We start from the raw sequence: 23,086 nt of genomic DNA, 5'->3' as shown, positions 1-23,086 counted from the left end.
ATTGAAGATCGCTGCCAGCATTCCCCACACAGGGCGCTGGTGCCAGCGGAAAAATATGAAAACTCCCCACGCCTTACGAGACATCAATGAAGAACATCCTCATCTGCGGCGGCGCCGGCTACATCGGCAGCCACATGTCGCATTGGCTGCATGATCAGGGCCATCGGGTCACCGTGCTGGACAACCTCTCCACCGGTCATCGCGGCGCAGTGCGCTGGGGCGACTTCATCCACGCCGATCTGCTGGACCCGGCGTCGCTGGACCGGGCCCTGGCAGGTGGACACTTCGACGCCGTGATGCACTTCTGCGCGCGCTCGCTGGTGGGGGAGTCGGTCACCCAGCCCTACGCGTATTACCTGAACAACGTGGCCGGCACGCTGAACCTGCTTGAGGCGATGCGTCGTCATGACGTGGGCCGCATCGTGTTTTCCTCGACGGCAGCGGTGTTCGGCAACCCGGTGGCAGACCTCATCGACGAAGAGCACCCCAAGGCCCCGATCAACCCCTACGGCGCCAGCAAGCTGATGGCCGAACGCGTCCTGGCCGACGCCGCCCACGCCTACGGCCTGCGTTCGGTGACGCTGCGCTACTTCAACGCTGCAGGTGCCCTGCCCGATCAGGGTATCGGCGAGGCCCACCTGTGCGAGACCCACCTGATACCGAATGTGCTGAAGGCCGCGCTGGGCGACGGTCCGGCGCTGAAAGTGTTCGGCGACGATTACCCGACACCGGATGGCACCTGCGTACGGGACTACGTGCATGTGCAGGACCTCGCCCAGGCGCACGCGCTTGCGCTGGATTTCATGGAAAGCCAACTCGGCGCGCATGCCTTCAACCTGGGTAACGGCCAGGGCTTCTCGGTGCGGGAGGTCATAGCGACTGCGGCCGAGGTGTCCGGCAAGCCGGTGCCGTTCGAGGTGGCGCCGCGCCGGGACGGCGACCCGGCAAGCCTGGTGGCATCCAGCGCGAAGGCGCGGGCGCAACTGGGCTGGGTACCGCGCTGGACCGAACTGGGGCCGATCATTGAAAGCGCGTGGCGCTGGCACCGGGATCAGCCGGACTGGTCCAGGCAAGGAGCGTGACGACCTAAGGTCGTCCGCCACCACGAGCAGAAGCAGACGGCCAGCGGCCGTCACTACCGGGGGCGGGGGCCGTCACGCCTCTGCGTCCCACCGCCCCCGCCGAGCACGGGTCGGCGCTACCTGTAACGTCCGCCCCACCGCACCGCACCATGGCCCCGCCGGGCCCTCTGCTACCATCTCCGGCTCAGTGCGCCGCTGCCCCCAGGGCCTGCGGCTGCCCCAATACAACGCGAAAAGAGGGAGTCTGCATGTCTGCCAAGCTGCTCAAGGCCTTGGGCCTGGATGCGATCAACGCCGGTACCTATCTGGGCAACGGCGAGTGGTCCACCGCCACCGGCGGCGAGCTGATCACCCCGGTCAACCCGACCACCGGTGAAGCCATCGCCCAGGTCCGCGCCACCACCGCCGACGAATACGAAACCGTGATCGCGCGGGCGCAGGAAGCCTTCAAGACCTGGCGCACCACCCCGGCTCCGCGCCGTGGCGAAGCGGTGCGCCTGTGCGGCGAAGCCCTGCGCGCCAACAAGGATGCGCTGGGTTCGCTGGTTGCCCTGGAAATGGGCAAGAGCAAGCCGGAAGGCGACGGTGAAGTGCAGGAGATGATCGACATCGCCGACTTCGCGGTCGGCCAGAGCCGCATGCTGTACGGCTACACCATGCATTCCGAGCGCCCCGGCCACCGCATGTACGAGCAGTACCAGCCGCTCGGCCTGGTCGGCATCATCAGCGCGTTCAATTTCCCGGTCGCGGTTTGGGCGTGGAATGCGTTCCTGGCTACCGTCTGCGGCGACATCTGCCTGTGGAAGCCGTCCAACAAGACCCCGCTGACCGCGATCGCCTCCATGCGCGTCTGCAATGAAGCGCTGCGCGATGCCGGCTTCCCGGACCTGTTCTTCCTGATCAACGACGCCGGCACCGCGCTGTCGGAAAAGATGGTGGCCGACAAGCGCGTGCCGCTGATCAGCTTCACCGGTTCGACCCAGGTCGGCCGCACGGTCGCCGAGAAGGTCGCGCACCGCCTTGGCCGCTGCCTGCTGGAACTGGGCGGCAACAACGCGATCATCCTCGACGAAACCGCCGATCTGAAGCTGGCCATTCCCGGCATCGTGTTCGGTGCGGTCGGCACCGCCGGCCAGCGCTGCACCACCACCCGCCGCCTGATCGTGCACGAATCCATCCATGACGACGTGCTGGCCACGCTGGTCAAGGCGTACAAGCAGGTGGAAGGCAAGATCGGTGATCCGACCGACCCGGCCAACCTGATGGGCCCGCTCAACAGCGACGGCGCCGTGCAGCAGTTCCTGGCCTCCATTGAAAAGGCCAAGGCCAGCGGCGGCACCATCGAAACCGGCGGCACGCGCATCGACCGCCCCGGCAACTTCGTGCTGCCGGCCATCGTCACCGGCCTGAAGAACAGCGACGAGGTCGTCCAGCATGAGACCTTCGCCCCGATCCTGTACGTGATGAAGTACAGCACGCTGGAAGAAGCCATCGACATGCAGAACGGCGTGCCGCAGGGCCTGTCCTCCTCGATCTTCACCACCAACCTGAAGACCGCCGAGCGCTTCCTGTCGGCGGCCGGTTCGGACTGCGGCATCGCCAACGTCAACATCGGCACGTCCGGTGCGGAGATCGGCGGCGCCTTCGGTGGTGAGAAGGACACCGGCGGCGGCCGCGAATCCGGCTCCGATGCCTGGAAGGTCTACATGCGCCGGCAGACCAACACCATCAACTATTCGGATTCGCTGCCGCTGGCCCAGGGCATCAAGTTCGACCTGTGATGGATACGGGCCGCACTGCCGCCGGGCACGGCGCAACGCTGGCTGGCCGCCGGGTCGTCATTGCCGGTGGCAGCAAGGGCATCGGGCGCTGCATCGCGCTGGCCTTCGCCGGCGCGGGTGCGTCGGTGTCGGTCTGCGCGCGCGGCCAGCAGGGCCTCGCCGCCCTGGCACGTGATGCCCAGGACCAGGGCACCCCGCTGCATACCCACGCCGCCGATCTCTCCCGTCTGGAGCAGATCGGCGGATGGCTGGAAAACGCTGCCGAAGCGCTGGGCGGCATCGATGTGCTGGTCAACAATGCGACCGGCTACGGCATGGCCGACGACGAAGACGGCTGGGCCGCCAGCCTGCAGGTCGACCTGATGGCAGCGGTGCGCGCTTCGCGGCTGGCCCTGCCCTGGCTGCGGGCGTCCACCGATGCCTGCATCCTCAACCTGTCTTCGATCGCCGCCCAGCAACCGCGTCCGGGCGCTGCGCCCTACGCCGCGGCCAAGGCCGCGCTGTCCCACTACACCACCAGCCAGGCGCTGGCGCTGGCGCAGTACCGGATCCGGGTCAACGCCATCGCGCCGGGCTCGATCGAATTCGAAGACGGCCTGTGGGACCGCCGCCGCGTGGACGATCCGGCGCTGTACCACGGCACCCTGGCGAAGATTCCGTTCGGCCGCTTCGGCCGGCCCGAAGAGATCGCCCATGCCGCCCTGTTCCTGTGCTCGCCGCTGGCCGGATGGATCACCGGGCACGTGCTCAATGTGGACGGTGGTCAGGTATTGATGGGCTAATCGAGGCGCAACCTCTATCATGACCGGGTCTTTAGGGAGGACCCGCATGAGCGTGCCTAACCGTCATACCAGTGGACTGGCCGTCGCCAGCCTGGTCCTGGGGATCTGCAGCTGGACCGTGCTGCCCTTCATCGCCAGCATCGGGGCGATCATCACCGGGCACATGGCCCGCGCCGACATCCGCCGCCGCCCGCACGAGCTCGACGGCGACGGGCTGGCCATCGGGGGCCTGATCCTCGGCTGGCTGATGGTGCTGGGCGCGGTGCTGGCCATCGGCGCCTTCCTTGCCTTCTTCGGTGGCCTGGCCTGGCTGGCCCACGTTTCATCATGAGGTGGGCATGAGCACTCCTGAATCGGCATCCCGTTTTTCCAACCGCGTTGAAGACTACGTGCGCTTCCGCCCGGGTTATCCGCCGGCCCTGCTGCGCTGGCTGCATGACGAACAGGGCGTGCCGCGCGAGGCGCTGGTCGCCGACATCGGGGCCGGCACCGGCATTTCCAGCCAGATCCTGCTGGCCGCCGGCCATCCGCTTATCGCGGTGGAACCCAATGCGGCCATGCGCGCGGCAGCCGAACACTGGCTGGGCACGGAGTACCCCCGCTTCCGCGCCGCCGATGGCACCGCCGAGGCCACCGGCCTGGCCGATGCCAGCATCGGATTGGTCAGCGCCGCGCAGGCCTTCCACTGGTTCGACACGCACGCCGTGCGCCGGGAGTGGAAACGCATCCTGGCCCCGGGCGGACGGGTGCTGGTGTTCTGGAACTCGCGGCTGCTGGATGCGTCCGCGTTCCTGCGCGGCTACGAACAGCTGCTGCTGGAGTTCGGCACCGACTACAGCGCGGTGGCCGAGCGTTACCAGACCGACGAGCAGATGCGTGACTGGTTCGCCGGCGGCCTGCAGGCCATCGGCTATTTCCCCAACGTGCAGATGCTGGACTTGGATGCCCTGAAGGGTCGCCTGCTCTCTTCGTCCTACGCCCCCACTGCCGGCCAGCCGAATCACGAATCGATGCTTGCCGCGCTGCGCACCTTGTTCGACCAGCATGCCGTCGACGGCAAGGTCGCTTTTGAATACCAAACCCGTGCCTTCCTCGGCACGCTGGACTGATCTGCCCATGTACTCGCTTGCACGCCCCTTCCTGTTCTCCCTCGATGCCGAGCGCGCCCATGGCCTGGGCCTGGCCGCGCTGGACACCGCCTACCGCTTCGGCACTACGCCGCTGGTGGCGCCGCGCATCGCGCCGTTGCCCACGCCCGCCTTCGGCCTGACCTTCCCCAACCCGGTCGGCCTGGCTGCGGGGCTGGACAAGAACGGGGCGCACATCGACGCCCTGTTCGCGCTGGGGTTCGGGTCGGTGGAGATCGGCACCATCACCCCGCGCCCGCAGGCGGGCAACCCCAGGCCGCGGCTGTTCCGGCTGCCGGACCACGGCGCCATCATCAACCGCATGGGCTTCAACAACGCCGGCGTGGACGCACTGGTGCGCAACGTGGAAGCCGCACGCGACCGCCGCGGGCTGCTGGGCATCAACATCGGCAAGAACAAGGACACCCCCAACGAGCAGGCACTGGACGATTACATCGCCTGCCTGGACAAGGTCTACCCGCTGGCGGACTACATCACCGTCAACATCTCTTCGCCCAACACCGCCGGCCTGCGCGAACTGCAGGAAGAAAATGCCCTGCGCCAGCTGGTTGCCGGCCTGCGCGAGCGCCAGGAACAGCTGGCCAGCGTGCACGGCAAGCGCGTGCCGATGCTGGTCAAGGTGGCGCCGGATCTCAATGAGCGCGATATCGATGCGGCAGCGCGCGTGCTGGCCGAACTGCAGGTGGACGGGGTGATCGCCACCAATACCACCATCGATCGCAGCCGCATTGCCGGCGATGCGCGCGCCAACGAGGCCGGCGGCCTGTCCGGTGCGCCGCTGCTGGACCAGTCCACGCTGGTGCTGCGCCGCCTGCGCGCGCGGCTGCCGGAAAGCATGCCGCTGGTGGGCGTGGGCGGAATCAGCTCCGGCGCCGATGCAGTGGCCAAGATGGCCGCCGGTGCCGCGCTGGTGCAACTCTACAGCGGGCTGGTGTTCCGCGGCCCGGCACTGGTTTCCGAATGCGTCGAAGCGATCCGTCGCCGCCGCGAAGCACCCAGTCGCGGTGCGGTGGGAGGCCTGTGATGACCAACGGCTGGACCCTCACCGAAAACGCCTCCCTGCTGGCGCTCAACACCTTCCATGTGCAGGCGCAGGCCGCGCAGCTGCTGGAAATCCAGGACTCCGCCACCCTACCCGAGGCCCTGGCCCTGCCGAGCGTGGCCGACGGCCCCTTGCTGGTGCTGGGCAGTGGCAGCAACGTGCTGCTGGCCGGTGACGTGCAGGGCACCGTGCTGGTGTTCGCCAACCAGGGCATCGACATCCTGGAACACCGCGCCGACTACACCGTGGTGCGCGCCGCGGCCGGGGTGAACTGGCACAAGCTGGTGCTCTGGTCGCTGCAGCACGGGCTGTCCGGACTGGAAAACCTGGCGCTGATTCCCGGCACCGTGGGCGCATCGCCGATCCAGAACATCGGCGCCTACGGCGTCCAGGTCGGTGAGTTCATCCAGACCGTCGAAGCCTGGGACCGCGACGCCGGCGAGTGGGTGCGGCTGGACACCGAACAGTGTGCGTTCGGCTACCGCGACAGCGTGTTCAAGCAGCAGCCGGAGCGCTACCTGATCATCGCCGTGGAGCTGCGCCTGCCGCTGCTGCACGCACTGCGCATGGACTACGCCGGCATCGCCGAAGAACTGCAGGCGCAGGGCATCGATACGCCCAGTGCGGTGGACGTGGCCAACGCGGTGATCGCGATCCGCCGCCGCAAGCTGCCGGACCCGGACGTACTGGGCAATGCGGGCAGCTTCTTCAAGAATCCGATCCTTGGCGTGGACCAGGTGGAGGTGCTGCTGCAGTCCTTCCCGGAACTGCCGGTGTATCCGGCAGAACGCGAGGACCAGCGCAAGGTATCGGCCGCCTGGATGATCGAGCACTGCGGCTGGAAGGGATTCCGCGAAGGCGATGCCGGGGTGGCGCCCAGCCATGCGCTGGTGCTGGTCAACCACGGCAACGCCAGCGGCGCAGAGCTGCTCGCCCTGGCCAGGCGCATCTCCGCTTCGGTGCTGGAAACCTTCGCGGTTGCCATTGAACCGGAACCGAGGCTGATCGGCGCGCAGTGGTGACCCCCTCCCTTTCGAGTACCCGTGCGCCGCCGATACGCGCGGCCTGGTTGATGCTGGGCAGTACGCTGTCGTTCGGCTTCATGGCCCTGGCCATCCGCTATGCCACCGCCTACGTGCCCACCCAGGAAGTGGCCTTCTTCCGCAACGCGTTCGGCCTGCTGGCGTTGCTGCCAATGCTGCTTCGCCCCGGCCGCGCTCCGCTGAAAACCCAGCAGCTTCCGCGCTACTTCATGCGCAGTGCGATCGGCCTGGCCTCGATGCTGTGCGCCTTCTGGGCGCTGGGTCATCTGCCGATGGCGCAGGCGGTATCGCTGTCCTACTCCACGCCATTGTTCGTCACCATCGCCGCGGTGCTGTGGCTGGGCGAGACGGTGCGCGTGCGGCGCTGGGCCGCGGTGATCATCGGCTTCATCGGTGTGCTGGTGATCGTGCGGCCGGGCACCGGCAGCTTCAGCGCGGGCAGCCTGGTGGCAGTGGCCGCGGCCGTGCTGAGCTCGGTGGTCGCCATCCAGATCAAACAGCTCACCCGCGTGGACAGCGCCGATACCGTGGTGTTCTACACCTATGTGTTCTGGGTGCCACTGTCGTTGATACCGGCGCTGTTTGTCTGGCAATGGCCCAGCGGCATCGCCTGGCTGTGGCTGGCGCTCACGGGGGTGCTGGGCACGCTTGGCCAGCTGCTGTGGACCCGCGCCCTGCGCCTGGGGGAGGTGTCCGCATTGACCCCGATCAGCTTCATGCAGTTGCCCCTGGTCAGCGTCATGGCCTGGCTGTTGTTCGACGAGGTGCTGGATCGCTGGACCGTGATCGGCGCGCTGATCATCCTCGGTTCCAATGCCTACATCGCACACCGCGAGGCGGTGCTGGCACGCCGGGCGAAGAGCGAAGCCGCCAGCGCGGCCGCCAAGCCGGGCGAATAGACGGCCGCCGCGGTGGGATCAGCCCGCTCCGGCCCACCATAACGTATCGCCCTGCACGCTCCGGGTCCGCTCGGTTTCCAGCAGGGCGTTCAGGCGCCGCAGCGCGTCGCGACGCACGCCGACCGGATGCCCTGACGCCTGCGGGCCCAGCAGCAGCTGCTGGGTTTCCACCAGATGCCGCAGCACGCGCTGGTGGCGGTAGGCTTCGTTGCATACCGGCGATGCGGCACCGCTTGGCGGGGCTTGTTCCAATGCCGACGCATGCCGGGCCAACGCATCGTGAAGCGCTTCGGCACGCGCGTGCATGGTCGCGATGTGCTGGCGGTTGCCGAGCCACATATCGACGAACGCCTGTCCCAGGATGTCCGTTGCCGTCGGCAGGCCAGCCGGCTGCGCGAGCCAGCTGCCCACCCGTTCCAGCGCGCGCCCGTCGGCGCACTCCCAGGCATCGGGTATGCAGGGCGGTGCCGGTTCGACCAGAAGCGGTTGCGGCGGCATTGCATCGCCCGGTCCGTCCGGCGCGGCAAATACTTCCCTCAGCACCCAATGCCGACCCCAGCGGGTCGCGCCAGGGGGCCGCGCGTGGTGGCCCGCCTGACGGCGCAGGGGCGCTGCGTCCAGCCGCCACTGTCGGCCGGCGTCATCGACGACGTCGAACCTCGCCGTCACGCCGTCATTCTCATTGGACTGCCGTCGTACGCTCGCTGCGACGACCCCGAACGCGCGGGCCAACATCTCCGTTGCGTGGACGATCGGCACCTGGTTCATGAGGAATCCGCCATAGGACTGGTCTGAATCCGAACTATCCCAGAAGCGGGAAAAGCGGATGTAGAAACAGCCTCAGGGCGACATCGCAGGTCGCTCCCGGCCCGATGGGCCGGCTCACCGACAAGCCATTTACGCCACACAAGGCTCAGGATCGTCGAGAGGTGCGGGCTATGGCCCGACTTCAACCGCAAGATGGACGACCGAGCCCGCGCAGGATGCGGTGTCGGCGGAATGCCGGCTACCAGGAATCGCTTGCACGCACGCTTGGGAATCTGGCGCAATCTGGCGCGTTCAGCCAGTGATCCGCGCAATCGCCTTTCCTCGTCCTTTCGACGCCGTTCCCGCGCCCCCCCAACCCATCCCGGCCTGACGCCCGGACAGGCCTGAGGCGGCGCCGGCGGCGTACCGCAGCGCGTCGTGTAAGCGCTTCCAGTGCCTGTTAGCGTCTGCTCACCCCAGCGTGGGGTTACCAACGCGTAGAGGAGTGGAGAGATGGTGCTGCAAGCCGGTAACGGGAAGACGATCCGCGGCGCGACGGCGGGCATGGCGCGCCTGCTGTTGCTGCCGACCCTTGCCTGGGCCGGGATCTGCAGCGCGCAGGAACTGGCGCCACGCAGCCAGTGGCAGGCCAGCAGTTCATCGCAGCAGGTAGCGGCGATGGCCATCGGCCACCTGATCGACAACGATCCCAGGACGGTGACCGGTGGCGCCTTCAGCCCCGGCCACTGGTTCCAGGTCGATGTCGGCCAGCCGGCGCTGCTCGGCGGCGTTCGCATCACCTGGGACGTCTCCAATCCGGAGGGCTACACCCTGCAGACCTCGCTGGATGGCAAGCAGTGGGACCTGGCTTACACCATGGGCGATTCGCTGGGCGGCGTCGAAACCCTGTTCTTCGCCCCGCGCCAGGCCCGCTATCTGCGCGTGGCAAGCCCCGAACGTACCTCGGACTGGGGCGTGTCGATCCTTGAAATGGAACCGCTTGATACGCGCAGCAGCGCGCGTCTGGCCCAGCTGGGCGCCGAGCCGGCCGCCGCGCTGTGGCAGGGCGGCCGCACGGTAGGGGTTCCCGCTGCAGCCGATGGCACGCATGTGCTGGATGTCGCCCTGCCCCGCGCCCTGGCCACGACCGGCCTGGTGGTGGACTGGGCGGAAGGCGCACATGGCGCTGCGCAGCTTGAGGTGCGGGACGCGAACGGCAGATGGACCGTGCTGGCGCGTGACCCGCAGGCAGGCAGCCGCCAGCAGAGTTGGCTGGCCGGCACTGCCGCCGTCAGCGCACATGGCCTGCGCCTGCGGGTGGAGGGTAGCGCGCCGTCGATCCGGCGGATCCGCCTGCTGGGACCTGCCGCGGTAATGACCCCGATGAAGCGCTACCAGGTGGCCGCCAGTGGCGCGCAGCGTGCGTTGGCACCGGCATCGCTGCAGATGCAGCAGACCTACTGGACCGCCGTGGGCGTGCATGCCGGCGTGCAGAAATCGATCTTCGACGAGTACGGCAACATCGAAGCCTTCAAGGGCGCCCCGCTGGTGCAACCGATCTGGCGCAATGCCGACGGCCACGCCGCAGGCGCCGCCGGGCACCCGCTGCGGCATGCACTGCGCGATGGCTGGAAGCCGATGCCATCGGCAGCGTGGTCACCGCAGCCAGGGCTGGACCTGCACAGCGAGGCGTTCGCCATTGAACTGGGCGGGCAACCGGTGACGCTGCTGCGTCATCGCCTGCACAACACCGGCACGACGGCGATCAGCGGCACGCTGACACTGGCCGTGCGCCCGATGCAGATGAACCCACCGTGGCAGAACGGCGGCCTGTCACCGATCCGCGAGGTGGCAATCGAAGGCCGCACGATCAGCGTCAATGGTCGCCGCCTGCTGCAGTCGCTGACGCCGGTGGACGCCGCGGGCGCCGCACCGTTCGGCATGGAGGGCAGCAGTGAAATCAGCGCCGCCATTGCCAGCGGCCAGTTGCCCCACGCGCAGCGTGCGGAAGATGCCGACGGACTGGCCGCGGCCGCCCTCGCCTATCGCATGGCGCTGCAGCCGGGTGAATCCCGCGCCGTCGTGGTCGCCTTCCCGCTGGGTACCGCGCCAGCGGCGGCCGATGGCAGCCTGCCGCAGGCGCCGCCGCTGGTGCTGCCCGACGCCCCTGCTGACGCCGACGCGCAATTCGATGCACTGGCCGCACGCGCCTCCGCCGACTGGCAGGCGCGGCTGGGCCAGGTCGGCCTGCGGCTGCCGGACAACTCACTGGTGGACATGCTGCGCGCACAGGCCGCCTACATGCTGATCAACCAGACCGGCCCGGCGATGCAGCCCGGCCCGCGCAACTACAACCGTTCCTTCATCCGCGATGGCATGGCCACCTCGGCGGTGCTGCTGCGCATGGGCGAAGCGGCGGTGGCGCGCGACTACCTGGCCTGGTACAGCGCGCACGGCGTGCATGCCAACGGCCTGGTCTCGCCGATCCTCAACAACGACGGCAGCGTCAACACCGGCTTCGGTTCGGACATCGAGTACGACAGCCAGGGCCAGTACATCAGCCTTGTCGCTGACGTGGCACGGCTGGATGGTGGCCCGGAATCGGTGCGGGCTTTCCTGCCCAAGGTGAAGGCCGCGATGCGTTTCCTGCAGGAACTGCGCGAGCGCACGCTGGTGCCAGGCTACATGGCCAATCACCCCGCACCGGAGCGTTTCGCCGGTATCCTGGCGCCTTCGATCAGCCATGAAGGCTATCCCGCACCCACCCACAGCTACTGGGATGACTACTGGGGCATCAAGGGCTGGCACGACGGCGCATGGCTGGCCGACGCCTTGGGCGACCGCGAAACCGCCCTCTGGGCGCGCGCACAGGGCCGCCTGCTGCATGACGCCGTCGCCGCTTCGATCCGCGCCACGATGGCCTGGAAAGGCATCGATTTCATTCCGTCTTCGGCCGACCTGGGCGATGGCGATCCGACCGGCGTTTCGATCGCGCTGGACCCGACCGGCGCGCAGGACGTGCTGCCCGACGCGGCCCTGCGCACAACGTTCGCGCGTTACCTGGACGATGTCCGCAAGCGCGCACAGCCGGGCGCGCTGTATGCCTATACACCGTACGAAATCCGCAATGTGCTCAGCTACGTGCACCTTGGCCAACCGGAGGCGGCCAACGAACTGCTGCTCGGCCTGCTGCATGACCGCCGCCCGCTGGAATGGCAGGTGCTGGCCGAAGTGGTGCATTCGCGGCTGCGGTTCCCGCGCTACCTCGGCGACATGCCGCATACGTGGATCGGCGCGGAATATGGCCGCACCTTGTTCGGCATGCTGATGCGCGAGGACGATGACGCGCTGTCCCTGCTGCCGGGCACGCCAGCATCCTGGCTTGTGGGCGACGGTCTGTCGGTGGAACGCCTGCCGACGGCCTACGGCACATTGAAGCTGGACGCACGGCAGCGCGACGGCGTGCTGAGCGTGACGCTGGGCGAAGGCCTGCGCGAAGGAACCGCCGTGCGGGTGTGGTGGCCGAGCCGAACGCGGCCGCGCGCGGTACACGTGGACGGACGCCGCGTGGACGCATTCGATGCCGATGGCGTGTTGCTGCCGCGCGCGTTCAAGCATCTTGAAGCGCGCTGGTAAAACAGGCGGCCGTCGAAGTACGTGACGTTAACCGGCTTGCAGATTGTCGCCTGCAGGCAGCGACTGCAGACCCGTCCTGTTCCCATGCGCTGCGGGGCAGGGCTCGACGCATATCCCGGCTTGATGCCACCGCCGACGTCACCTTGAATCGACCTTGCAGGGCCATCACGGCCCTCCAAGGAGACCAATGTGTTGAACCGAAGATCAATGATGGTGGGAAGCGCTTCCGCGCTGATCCTGGCAGGCGGACTGGCAGGCTCGAAACGTGCATCGGCACAGCAGACCCTCCGAGTGCGCCGCAATATCGCGAACATGTCGCTGGACGACCCGGACCTCGTTGCGTTCAGGACGTTTGTCGGGGAGATGCGCGCTCGCGACCAGTCCAATGCGCCGAGCTGGATCAAATTCGCGGACATCCATGGCGGCTCCTTCAACTTCAAATACTGCCAGCACAGCAATTGGTATTTCCTGCCTTGGCACCGGGCTTATCTGGACATGTACGAGCAGGCCGTCATCGAGCTGACCGGACATACCCGGTTCGCCCTGCCCTACTGGGACTGGTCGACCCAGCAGGCATACCCGCCTGCATTTACCGATCCGATGTACCAGGGCATGCCCAATCCCCTGTTTTCTCCTTTTGCTGGCGACGATATGCGCCAGGAGAGGAAGCCGGTTCCCAGCCTGCCGGCCGCCGAAACAGGAGTGGGGAAGATAAGCGGACTGCTCAACGCCACGATCCTGGAAAACTTCGCCGGGGGCCGCCCGTTCGATGAAACCGTCACGCCACCGCAGGTCCAGAACAACGTATCACCGGTATGGCTGGGGCGCCGCGGCGCGGTTTCAGAGCTGGAATCGGGTCCGCACAATTATGTCCACGACGAGATAAACGGTTATATGGGGTTCCCCGCCGCCGCGCGTGACCCCTTGTTCTTCCTGCACCATGCCAACATCGACCGGATCTGGGAGAACTGGATCCTGCAGGGGCACGTCAATACCACCGACCCGCTCTGGCTGGACATGGTGTTTCCCAATCATTTCCTGCGCATGAATGGCCAGACCTACAGCGTCCGGGTAGACACGGTGCGGCGCACTGCAGACCTGGGCTACAAATACGATGACAGCCGCGCCGCCGCCGCCCCGCTGCGCAGCCTGGCGCAGACCGGCACAGACGAAATCCGCTTCAAAGCCCTGTTCAACCCCGCTGCCACCACCGTGGTCCCCCGCGCGCGTACCGAACGCATCGGCAGCGCGACGCCGTCCAGGCCCCTCAGCATTCCGCTCAACGTACCATCGGCATCGGCTTCCAGCGGCAAGCGCGTCTTCACCGTCATGCGCGGCACGCACGTCGGCAGCAACCTGCAGTGCGTGCGCGTCTTCGTCAATCTGCCAGGTGCCGGGCCACGCACGCCGACGTCCGATCCGCACTACGTCACCGCGATCAACTTCTTCGCCAACGCGGCACATCAGGGCCATATGGATCCCGGGCATTGTTATTCGGTCGAGTTGACCAATGCATTGAAGAAACTTGGACAGAACGGTCCGCCGGCGCCGGGATCACTGACATTGCAGCTGGTGCCGATCCAGCGGACCGGGGCACCCGCCACCGACCTCGCCGTCGGCCCCGAGATGATCGACGTGGGCCTGGTGTAACGGCTGCATCGCGTTGCCCACAAAGGCATGCTGATCCGCTTCGGTAGTGACGGCCGCTGGTCGTCAAGGCGACCACCCACCCCGGTGGGTGGTCCCTGCCCTACCAAGCGATCCCCTGCCCCGGTGGATGGTTCCTGCACCGGTGGGTGATCCCTGCCCCGGTGGGTGACGACCGTTGGTCGTCACGCTTCTGCTCTGACGGCCATCCCCAACTTCGCAACTATTCTCATGGACGCCTACCCCACCCCATCGCAAGCTGGCCGTGCTGAAGCCGAAGAGCAACAGCCGGGATTGGCATCCTGTTTGATTGATTCCCTACTTAGCTCTGTTTTGCCCTCTGGGCACGGCGGAGAATGCACAGCATTGCCCATCGGTTCGACGGTGGGCGATGCGAGGGGATCCTGATCCGCCGGCTTTTTTGGGAATCATCACCGGTATGCCAACCCGCATCGCCCGCCACCTTGCGCCTTCGCGCAAGTGGCCACCCGCCATGCGAAGGACGATCGATGGAAACCAACTACCCCCTCAGTGCCAAGCGCCTGTACGCCTTGATCGGCGACCGCATCAGCGAGTTCCCGCCCTACTTCATAGAACGCCTGGAACATCGGCTCGAAGAGTCCGAGCTGCTGCGCGCTCGCAGCGCATGCTGCGACAGCGTCGTCAGCCTGCGCCGGTCACCCGACGTGGCCAGTGAAGCCGGGCGCAGGCGGCAAGGCGAGGTCGGCGTCCCCCTGCACAGTCTCCACGCACTGGGCTCCATCCTGGAGACCCTGCACGCGGTGCACGCGGCCAGACCCGAAGCCCATCCGGACGCCGGAATCACCGCGCAGATGGTGGAAGGCCTGATTGTCTGCGGACGCGAAATCGTAAAAGCGTCGATGGCTGAGACGGGAGGCACACCATGAGCGCAGACGACTTCAGCGGCCCCGCCGTCAACGGCCCCGAAGCCCGCGCCGCGCAGCGTGCGGAGTTCCTTGATGTGCGCCTGCGGATGAACGGCTGCGATGAAGCCAGCTTCTCCCGCGCGTTGCTGCTGGTCGCGGAACTGGATGGAATCGACGATGTCGCCAGGGCGTGCGGCGTGGGTACCGAGTTCATGCGAAGGCAATTGAACGGCACGCGTCCGCTCCACTTCGACTCGGTGCTGCAGGTGACGCGTGCGCTAGGTGTGCAACTGCGGGTAGAAGCACTACCCGACCGCCCCCGGTAGTGCCGGCCGCTGGCCGGCAACCCTGCAGTGAACTAGCGGGCTGTCCAGCCACCATCCATGGGAAGCGCAGTGCCGGTCATCTGAGCCGCCGCATCCGAAGCCAGGAAGACCACCATTTCCCCGAGCTGCTCGGGCGTCACGAACTGCAGCGATGGCTGCTTCTCGGCCAGCAACGCGCGAGCGGCCGAGTCCTGATCCGTTCCGTCCCGCTCCGCCAATGCGGTGATCTGCTGCTCGACCAGCGCCGTTCGCACCCATCCGGGGCAGATGGCGTTGGCGGTGATGCCGGTGCCCGCGGTTTCCAGCGCCGTCGCCTTGGTGAATCCCACCACGCCATGCTTGGCCGTCACGTACGCCGCCTTGTTCACCGACGCAACCAGTCCATGCACCGACGCAATATTGATGATGCGACCGGCCCCCTGCTGCTTCATGCAGGGCAAGACCGCCGCCGTCGCATGGAACACTGCCGATAGATTCAGCGCGAGGATCGCATCCCACTTCTCGACGGGGAACTCCTCGATCGACGCGGTGTGCTGGATGCCTGCATTGTTCACCAGGATGTCGATGCGCCCCATCGTCGCAACCGCGTGGGCGATCATTTCCCGCACCGCCTCGCCACGCGACAGGTCGGCGCCATCATGGGCAATCCGCACACCGAAGTCGGCCTCCAGCCCGGCGCGGATCCTTTCGATCTCCTGCGCATCGCCGAATCCATTCAGCACGATGTCGGCACCCTGCCGCGCGAGCGCGGTGGCAATGCCAAGACCGATACCGCTGGTGGAGCCGGTGACCACGGCGACTTTTCCACTGAACATGGGGGAGTTTCATTCGGGCGTAGGTGGGCAGTGTAGCCGGTGTGGTTGCATTCGCCCTGTCCGAAGACAATGAAAATGCCGCGTGCTTCGCATGTGGTTCTCCGGAACCCCACAGGCTCTCATCGAACTGAGCGGCATAAGTCACTTCGTGGCCCCCCCCCTTCCTATACGTCCGGCCACAACCGGGTTGAGGGCAGCCCTTCTATTGCCGAGTGCAGACGCCGTTGGTTTCACCGCCATGTGCCGGTCGTACAACATTCGCGCGGCGTGCCAATCACCCCATATCGGAAATGGTGAGCCGATAGCGCAAGGCGCGATTGCCTCGCTTGAACTCCGAGATGAGATGGAAAATCCTCTCAACCTGACCGTAATCGGTCTCGCGCCCAGGTTTACTCCGCCATTCCATCATCCATCGCAAACCGGGATGTTTGGCCTGTAATAAATCAATATCAGGTGGGCCTACAAGATCGAGATATTCGACCTCGGTGATCTCCCGCGACCAATCAGCGAGAGCATGCGGATCCGAAACGAGAGGAAGGTTGAAGCGGTCTATCAAGCGGTATCCATCGCGACACATCCCTAGCAGGCCGAGGTCGACGTAGAAATCCCGATCTTTGGTATTGGAACGCCCCTCGTACAGAATCGGTTCGGCGAAGGTGACAATGACGTCTCTCGAGACACTCATAAATTATTCCTTCGATAAGGCGATCGCGCACCTAAGGATCCATGCTCGTGTAGAGTATTTCTCTGCACCAGTAGCGCACTGCCCTTCCGCGCATCAGAATGTGCACCATGGCTAAGTTAATGCTAGCAGTCACATAGGTCACCGGTACGGATCTGCTCTCAATCCTGAAAACCATGGGGGCACCGGCTACTAGCGTTGCTACGAGCTAGGGACATCTGGCAGCGTGGACAGCAGCCGGCACTACCGCATCCAGACAGCCCCCAATTCCAATGTCTGCGGCGCCTTCCCCTCAATGAACAAGGGCGCCTCTCGGCGCCTCGTTCTTTCAACTCATTCCCACTCAATAGTAGCCGGCGGCTTGCCCGAGATGTCATAGACAACCCTTGAAACTCCCCGCAACTCATTGATGATCCGATTGCTCACCGTACCCAGGAACTCATACGGCAGATGCGCCCAATGCGCGGTCATGAAGTCAATCGTCTCCACGGCACGCAGCGCAATCACCCACTCATAAGCCCGTGCATCGCCCACCACGCCCACCGACTTCACCGGCAGGAACACGGCGAACGCCTGGCTGGTCTTGTCATAAAGATCCGCCTTGCGCAGCTCTTCAATGAAGATCGCATCGGCCTTGGCCAGCAGTTCGGCGTATTCGCGCTTCACTTCGCCCAGGATACGCACGCCCAGGCCCGGGCCCGGGAACGGGTGGCGGTAGACCATGCTGCGCGGCAGGCCGAGTTCAACGCCAAGGCGACGCACTTCGTCCTTGAACAGCTCGCGCAGCGGCTCCACCAGGCCCAGCTTCATGTGTTCCGGCAGGCCGCCCACGTTGTGGTGGCTCTTGATCACATGCGCCTTGCCGGTCTTGCTGCCGGCCGATTCGATCACGTCCGGGTAGATGGTGCCCTGCGCCAGCCACTTGGCGTTGCTCAGCTTGTTGGATTCTTCGTCGAAGATGTCCACGAACAGGTTGCCGATGATCTTGCGCTTGGCTTCCGGGTCGCTGACGCCTTCCAGCTTGGCGAAGTAGCGGTCGGCCGCGTTGACGCGGATCACCTTGACGCCCATGTGCTCGGCAAACATCGCCATCACCTGGTCGCCTTCCTGCCAGCGCAGCAGGCCGGTGTCGACGAACACGCAGGTCAACTTGTCACCGATCGCCTTGTGCAGCAGTGCGGCCACGACCGACGAATCGACGCCGCCGGACAGGCCCAGGATCACTTCGTCATCGCCGACCTGTTCGCGCACGCGGGCGATCTGGTCTTCGATGATGTTGGCGGCGGTCCACAGGGTTTCGCAGCCGCACACGTCCACCACGAAGCGGCGCAGCAGCGCCTGGCCCTGCAGGGTGTGGGTCACTTCCGGGTGGAACTGCACGCCGTACCAGCGCTTTTCTTCGTTGGCCATGGCGGCCACCGGGATGCGGTCGGTCGTGGCGGTGATGGTGAAGCCCGGCGGCGCCTTGGAGACGTGGTCGCCGTGGCTCATCCACACATTGAGCTTGGCCTCGCCCGGATGGTCGCTGAGGCCGGCGAACAACGCATCCGGGGCCACGATATTGACTTCGGCGTGGCCGAATTCGCGCTGGTCGGCCGCTTCGGTTTCACCGCCCAGCTGCGCGGCCAGGGTCTGCATGCCGTAGCAGATGCCGAAGACCGGCAGGCCGCTGTCGAACACTTCCTGCGGCGCGGCGGGCGCGCCCGGCAGGGTGGTCGATTCCGGGCCACCGGACAGGATGATGCCCTTGGCACCGAAGCAGGCGATGTCGGCCGGATTGTGGTCCCACGCCCAGATTTCGCAGTAGACACCCAGTTCGCGGATGCGACGGGCGATCAGCTGGGTGTACTGCGCGCCGAAATCGAGGATGAGGATCTTGTCGGTATGGATGTTGGTCATGATGCCCGGGCGATGCAGGAGGAATAACGGAGTACGAAAGCGCAACCAGCGGCGTATGTAGAAAGAGGAACGGGAATCAGCTTCCTCGTTCCTCTTCCTGCGTCCGGCCTCAGGCGCGGTAGTTCGGCGGTTCCTTGGTGATCTGCACGTCGTGGACGTGGCTCTCACGTTGGCCGGCGCCGCTGATCTTGACGAACTTCGGCTTGCTGCGCATGTCTTCGACCGTGCCGCAGCCCACGTAGCCCATGGTGGCACGCAGGCCGCCCATCAGCTGGTGGATGATGCCGCCGACCGGGCCGCGATACGGCACGCGGCCTTCGATGCCTTCCGGCACCAGCTTGTCGGCACTGGAAGCATCCTGGAAGTAGCGGTCCTTGGACCCCTTTTCCATCGCCGCCAGCGAGCCCATACCGCGGTAGCTCTTGTACGAACGGCCCTGGAACAGCTCGGTCTCGCCGGGCGATTCTTCGGTACCGGCCAGCAGGCCACCGATCATGATGGTGGAGGCACCGGCGGCCAGCGCCTTGCCGATGTCACCGGAGTAGCGGATGCCACCGTCGGCGATCAGCGGGATGCGATCCTGCAGCGCCTCGGCGACCAGGTCGATGGCGGTGATCTGCGGCACGCCGACACCGGCGACCACGCGGGTGGTGCAGATCGAGCCCGGACCAATGCCGACCTTGACCGCGTCCGCGCCGCAATCCAGCAGCGCCAGTGCGGCTTCGCCGGTGCAGATGTTGCCACCGACCACCTGCACCTGCGGGAAGTGCTTCTTGACCCAGCTGACGCGGTCCAGCACGCCCTGCGAATGGCCGTGCGCGGTGTCCACCACCAGCACGTCCACGCCGGCGGCGACCAGCGCTTCGACGCGGCGATCGGTATCGCCGCCCACGCCGACCGCCGCACCGACCAGCAGGCGCGTGGCCGAATCCTTGGCGGCGTTCGGGTAATCGGTGTTCTTCTGGATGTCCTTGACGGTGATCAGGCCACGCAGGGCGAAATCATCGTTGACCACCAGGATCTTTTCGATGCGGTTGCGATGCAGCAGTTGCTGCACTTCTTCGGACGCGGCGCCTTCCTTGACCGTGATCAGGCGATCCTTCTTGGTCATGATGTGGCGGACCGGATCGTCCAGCTCGGTTTCAAAGCGCATGTCGCGGTGGGTCACGATGCCCACCAGCTGGCCGCCATCGACCACCGGCACGCCGGAGATGTTGCGGGCCTGGGTCAGCGCCAGCACGTCGCGGATGGTGGTTTCCGGCCCGACGGTGATCGGGTCGCGGATGACGCCGGCCTCGAACTTCTTGACCTTGGCCACTTCGGCGGCCTGCTGTTCCAAGCTCAGGTTCTTGTGGATGATGCCCATGCCGCCGAGCTGGGCCATGGCGATGGCCAGGCGTGCTTCGGTGACGGTATCCATCGCAGCGGACAGGATCGGGAGCTTCAGCCGCAGGTCGCGGGTCAGCCGGGTTTCCAGGCTGACATCCTTGGGCAGGATGATCGAGTGGGCGGGGACGAGCGAGACGTCGTCGTAGGTGAGAGCTTCAGCCTGGATGCGCAGCATCGGCATACCCGAGATGTGGGGAAGCGCGTCATTTTACCCTGTTTCTCCGTCGAGCGGCAGGGGGTAGATGCGACGCAGTGTCGCGCCGGTGGGGTCCGTTCAACCACCGGAGGCGAGCGCCCCCGAAGTTCGGGGGCGGCCGCGAAGCGGCGGGGGCGTGGGTGATGGTGAGTGGGGGCCCGCCATTTGCGCAGCAAATCGCGGGAGCGTCAGCGCGATTGCGCGGACGCGTACCCTTCGGCCGCTTCCAGGGTGTTCTGCATCAGGGTGGCCACGGTCATCGGGCCGACGCCGCCGGGCACCGGGGTGATCCAGCTGGCGCGCTCTGCAGCCGCTTCGAAGCCGACATCGCCGACCAGCCGGCCATCGTCCAGGCGGTTGATGCCCACATCGATCACCACCGCACCCGGCTTGACCCATTCACCCGGCACGATGCCGGGGCGGCCGACCGCCACCACCAGGATGTCGGCGTTGCGCACGGCCTGTTCCAGCACGTCCTTGGGGGTGAACTTGTGGCAGCTGGTCACCGTGCAGCCGGCGATCAGCAGTTCCAGTCCCATCGGCCGGCCGACATGGTTGCTGACCCCGACGATGGTGGCGTTGCGGCCCCGCACCGGCTGGTCGGTGTGGCCCAGCAGCGTGGTGATGCCGCGCGGGGTGCACGGGCGCAGGCCGAACTCGCGCAGGGCCAGGTGGCCGACGTTTTCCGGGTGGAAACCGTCCACGTCCTTGCGCGGATCGATGCGCTGGATCAGCCGACGCGCGTCGGGAATGCCGGGCAGCGGCAGCTGGATCAGGATGCCGTGGATCTTCGGGTCGGCGTTCAAGCGGTCGATCAGGGCCAGCAGCTCGGATTCGCTGGTGCCGGCCGGGAGATCGAAATCATGTGCCTCGATACCGACCTTTTCCGCCGCACGGCGCTTGTTGCGCACGTAGACGGTGGACGCCGGGTCGCCACCCACCAGCACCACGGCCAGGCCCGGACGGCTGCCACCGGCGGCGACACGGGCGTCTACGCGCACCTTCAGGCTGTCCAGCAGGTCTTCGGAAATGCGGCGGCCGTCGAGGATGCGGGCGGGGTGGGAGGCGGTGGCTGGCAGGGTCATCGAAAGCGGGCGTGGAGCGGCGGGGATGGCTATTGTCCCTGATTCAGGCCCGGTAGTGACGGCCGTTGGCCGTCAGCCAGGGAATGACGGCCAGCGGCCGTCACTGCCGGGCGGTCCCTCCCCTGCTCAGGCCTCGGGCGGCACCTGTTCGGCGTTCAGCGTGCGCGACTGGCGCTTGGGCACGGTGAACGGGGTCGGCGTAGGCACACCCGGCAGTGAACTGCCGAAGGCCATGTGCGCGCCGGCCCTGAGGTCGCCGCCGGCCATTTCCAGCTGCAGGCGCTCGGCGTCGCGCTCGCGGATCTGCTCGGCGATGTCGCGCGCATCGTCTTCGTCCGCACCCAGTTCCATCAGCGCGGCCTGGCCGAACATCACCGCCGATTCGAAGGTTTCGCGGATCTGGAAATCGACGCCGGCATGGATCAGCCGCAGCGAATGTTCGCGGTCGAACGAGCGCACCAGCAGCTTGGCCTGCGGGAACTCATGGGAGACCAGTTCGACGATGCGGTCGGCTTCGGCAGCATCGTTGACGCACACCGCGATCGCCCGGGCGCTGCCCGCACCGGAGGCATGCAGCACGTCCAGCCGGGTGCCGTCACCGTAATAGATCTTGAAGCCGAAGCGCTCGGCGCTGTGGATCATCTCCACGTCGTTGTCGATGATGGTCACGTCCACGTCGCGCGCCAGCAGCGACTGGCTGGCGACCTGGCCGAAGCGGCCGAAGCCGATCAGCAGCACGCTGCCGGACAGCCCTTCGGCGGTTTCCACGCCTTCCATGCTGACCACCGCAGGCGCGGCGAAATGCTTGTGCGCCAGCACCACCAGGGGGGTCAGCGCCATCGAAAGCACCACCACGGCAGTGAAGTTCGCATTGATGTCGACATCGATGACGCCGGCACTGGCGGCCGCGGCGAACAGCACGAAGGCGAACTCACCGCCCTGCGCCATCACCACGCCGCGGTCCAGCGCCTGCGCATGGCTGCTGCCCATCACCCGGGCCACGGCATAGATGCACAGTGCCTTGGCCGCCATCAGCGCCAGCACCAGCCCGACGATCAGCGGCCAGTTGCGCGCCACCACGCCCAGGTCCAGCGCCATGCCGACGCTGAGGAAGAACAGTCCCAGCAGGATGCCGCGGAACGGCTCGATATCCGCTTCGATCTGGTGCCGGAAGGTGGATTCGCTGAGCAGCACGCCGGCCAGGAAGGCGCCCATCGCCATCGACAGGCCGGACAGCTGCATCAACAGCGCCGCGCCGAGCACCACCAGCAGCGCGGCGGCGGTCATCACCTCGCGTGCCTTGGCAGCGGCCAGGATGCGGAACAGCGGATTGAGCAGGAAGCGCCCGACCAGCACCAGGCCGACCACGGCGCCGGCGCCGATGGCCACCGAAAGCCAGCGCGAGCCTTCGCCGTCGGCACTGCCGGCCGAGGGGCCCATGAAGGCGACCAGCGCCAGCAGCGGCACGATCAGCAGGTCTTCGAACAGCAGGATGGAGACGATCTTCTGGCCCGGCGGCAGCGCGATGTCGCCGCGTTCGGCCAGCAGCTGCATCACCACCGCGGTAGAGGTCAGCACGAAGCCGGTGGCGCCGATGAAGGCCACCTGCCACGGCAGCCCGAACAGCTTGGCGACCAGGGTCAGCACGATCGCACAGGTGGCGATCTGCGCCGTGCCCAGCCCGAAGATCTCCTTGCGCAGGCTCCACAGGTGCGAGGGCCGCATCTCCAGTCCGATCACGAAAAGAAACATCACCACGCCGAGTTCTGCGGTGTGCAGGATCGCCTGGGGATCGGAGAACCAGCCCAGCCCGAACGGCCCGATCGCCAGGCCAGCAGTGAAGTACCCCAGCACCGACCCAAGGCCGAAACGCCGGAACAACGGCACCATCACCACTGCCGCGCCCAACAGAGCGACGACCTTGACCAGTTCACTGCTTGCAGCTGCTTCCACCGCCATGCGGCCATTCCTGTGATGCGTTGAAGTGCGTCAACGATAGG

The 23,086-nt window shown here is 66.5% G+C and carries 19 protein-coding genes; 12 read left to right on the top strand and 7 right to left on the bottom strand.

Translation table 11 applies throughout. The annotated features are described in order from the left end of the window. Positions 1 to 86 precede the first annotated feature (86 nt). The 8 genes from galE (at position 87) to RTX79_RS01295 (ending at position 7,777) form a co-directional block, all read left to right on the top strand. A complete protein-coding gene (gene galE, locus RTX79_RS01330; protein WP_312681211.1) occupies positions 87 to 1,082 on the top strand; it encodes a UDP-glucose 4-epimerase GalE in 996 nt (331 codons plus the stop codon). 248 nt (positions 1,083 to 1,330) lie between these two features. Further along, complete coding sequence (amaB, locus tag RTX79_RS01325; RefSeq protein WP_312681209.1) at positions 1,331 to 2,863, top strand: L-piperidine-6-carboxylate dehydrogenase; 1,533 nt, start codon at positions 1,331 to 1,333, stop codon at positions 2,861 to 2,863. Next, on the top strand, positions 2,863 to 3,645 hold the full coding sequence (locus tag RTX79_RS01320; protein WP_312681205.1) for an SDR family NAD(P)-dependent oxidoreductase: 783 nt from the start codon (positions 2,863 to 2,865) through the stop codon (positions 3,643 to 3,645). Before amaB ends, RTX79_RS01320 begins: the two co-directional genes overlap by 1 nt. Before the next feature lie 46 nt (positions 3,646 to 3,691). Beyond that, a complete protein-coding gene (locus RTX79_RS01315) occupies positions 3,692 to 3,976 on the top strand; it encodes a DUF4190 domain-containing protein (RefSeq protein WP_312681203.1) in 285 nt (94 codons plus the stop codon). A gap of 7 nt (positions 3,977 to 3,983) precedes the next feature. Then, complete coding sequence (locus RTX79_RS01310) at positions 3,984 to 4,754, top strand: class I SAM-dependent methyltransferase (protein WP_312681201.1); 771 nt, start codon at positions 3,984 to 3,986, stop codon at positions 4,752 to 4,754. A gap of 7 nt (positions 4,755 to 4,761) precedes the next feature. Beyond that, positions 4,762 to 5,817, top strand: a complete 1,056-nt coding sequence (locus tag RTX79_RS01305; protein WP_312681199.1) for a quinone-dependent dihydroorotate dehydrogenase — start codon at positions 4,762 to 4,764, stop codon at positions 5,815 to 5,817. Continuing rightward, positions 5,817 to 6,857 carry a UDP-N-acetylmuramate dehydrogenase gene (murB, locus tag RTX79_RS01300; RefSeq protein WP_312681197.1) on the top strand — a complete coding sequence of 347 codons (1,041 nt, stop codon included), beginning with the start codon at positions 5,817 to 5,819 and terminating at the stop codon, positions 6,855 to 6,857. The genes RTX79_RS01305 and murB overlap by 1 nt, the downstream gene beginning before the upstream one ends. A gap of 50 nt (positions 6,858 to 6,907) precedes the next feature. Beyond that, positions 6,908 to 7,777 (top strand): DMT family transporter, encoded by an 870-nt coding sequence (locus RTX79_RS01295; RefSeq protein WP_057506713.1) that lies wholly within the window; start codon positions 6,908 to 6,910, stop codon positions 7,775 to 7,777. An 18-nt stretch (positions 7,778 to 7,795) separates the two neighbouring features. Here the strand turns inward: RTX79_RS01295 and RTX79_RS01290 are convergent, their stop codons facing one another. After that, positions 7,796 to 8,545, bottom strand: a complete 750-nt coding sequence (locus RTX79_RS01290; protein ID WP_312681195.1) for a hypothetical protein — start codon at positions 8,543 to 8,545, stop codon at positions 7,796 to 7,798. A 492-nt stretch (positions 8,546 to 9,037) separates the two neighbouring features. On the opposite strand from RTX79_RS01290, the gene RTX79_RS01285 reads away from it, so the two are divergent. The 4 genes from RTX79_RS01285 to RTX79_RS01270 all read left to right on the top strand — a co-directional run bounded on the left by RTX79_RS01285 (position 9,038) and on the right by RTX79_RS01270 (position 15,020). Further along, entirely contained in the window at positions 9,038 to 12,160 is a 3,123-nt protein-coding gene (locus tag RTX79_RS01285; RefSeq protein WP_428695926.1) for a discoidin domain-containing protein, read from the top strand. A gap of 207 nt (positions 12,161 to 12,367) precedes the next feature. Beyond that, positions 12,368 to 13,810, top strand: coding sequence for a tyrosinase family protein (locus RTX79_RS01280; RefSeq protein WP_312681193.1), 1,443 nt, complete (start codon positions 12,368 to 12,370; stop codon positions 13,808 to 13,810). 506 nt (positions 13,811 to 14,316) lie between these two features. Further along, the gene (locus RTX79_RS01275) at positions 14,317 to 14,715 is read left to right on the top strand and encodes a hypothetical protein (RefSeq protein ID WP_312681191.1); all 399 of its coding nucleotides are present in this window, start codon (positions 14,317 to 14,319) and stop codon (positions 14,713 to 14,715) included. After that, on the top strand, positions 14,712 to 15,020 hold the full coding sequence (locus tag RTX79_RS01270) for a hypothetical protein (protein WP_312681189.1): 309 nt from the start codon (positions 14,712 to 14,714) through the stop codon (positions 15,018 to 15,020). The genes RTX79_RS01275 and RTX79_RS01270 overlap by 4 nt, the downstream gene beginning before the upstream one ends. Positions 15,021 to 15,052: 32 nt before the next feature. Here RTX79_RS01270 and RTX79_RS01265 read toward each other — a convergent pair whose 3' ends face one another. The 6 genes from RTX79_RS01265 to RTX79_RS01240 form a co-directional block, all read right to left on the bottom strand. After that, on the bottom strand, positions 15,053 to 15,835 hold the full coding sequence (locus tag RTX79_RS01265; protein WP_312681188.1) for a 3-hydroxybutyrate dehydrogenase: 783 nt from the start codon (positions 15,833 to 15,835) through the stop codon (positions 15,053 to 15,055). 274 nt (positions 15,836 to 16,109) lie between these two features. Next, complete coding sequence (locus RTX79_RS01260) at positions 16,110 to 16,520, bottom strand: hypothetical protein (protein ID WP_312681187.1); 411 nt, start codon at positions 16,518 to 16,520, stop codon at positions 16,110 to 16,112. A gap of 330 nt (positions 16,521 to 16,850) precedes the next feature. Continuing rightward, a complete protein-coding gene (gene guaA / locus RTX79_RS01255; protein ID WP_312681186.1) occupies positions 16,851 to 18,416 on the bottom strand; it encodes a glutamine-hydrolyzing GMP synthase in 1,566 nt (521 codons plus the stop codon). A gap of 109 nt (positions 18,417 to 18,525) precedes the next feature. Beyond that, the gene (gene guaB, locus RTX79_RS01250; RefSeq protein ID WP_312681184.1) at positions 18,526 to 19,980 is read right to left on the bottom strand and encodes an IMP dehydrogenase; all 1,455 of its coding nucleotides are present in this window, start codon (positions 19,978 to 19,980) and stop codon (positions 18,526 to 18,528) included. A 209-nt stretch (positions 19,981 to 20,189) separates the two neighbouring features. Then, positions 20,190 to 21,086, bottom strand: a complete 897-nt coding sequence (gene folD, locus RTX79_RS01245) for a bifunctional methylenetetrahydrofolate dehydrogenase/methenyltetrahydrofolate cyclohydrolase FolD (protein WP_312681182.1) — start codon at positions 21,084 to 21,086, stop codon at positions 20,190 to 20,192. Between the two features lie 126 nt (positions 21,087 to 21,212). Next, entirely contained in the window at positions 21,213 to 23,045 is a 1,833-nt protein-coding gene (locus RTX79_RS01240; protein ID WP_312681180.1) for a monovalent cation:proton antiporter-2 (CPA2) family protein, read from the bottom strand. Between the last annotated feature and the right edge of the window lie 41 nt (positions 23,046 to 23,086).

The sequence above is a fragment of the Stenotrophomonas chelatiphaga genome (genome assembly GCF_032054965.1).
Classification (GTDB): domain Bacteria; phylum Pseudomonadota; class Gammaproteobacteria; order Xanthomonadales; family Xanthomonadaceae; genus Stenotrophomonas; species Stenotrophomonas chelatiphaga.
This window is presented reverse-complemented; position numbering and strand designations above follow the sequence as displayed.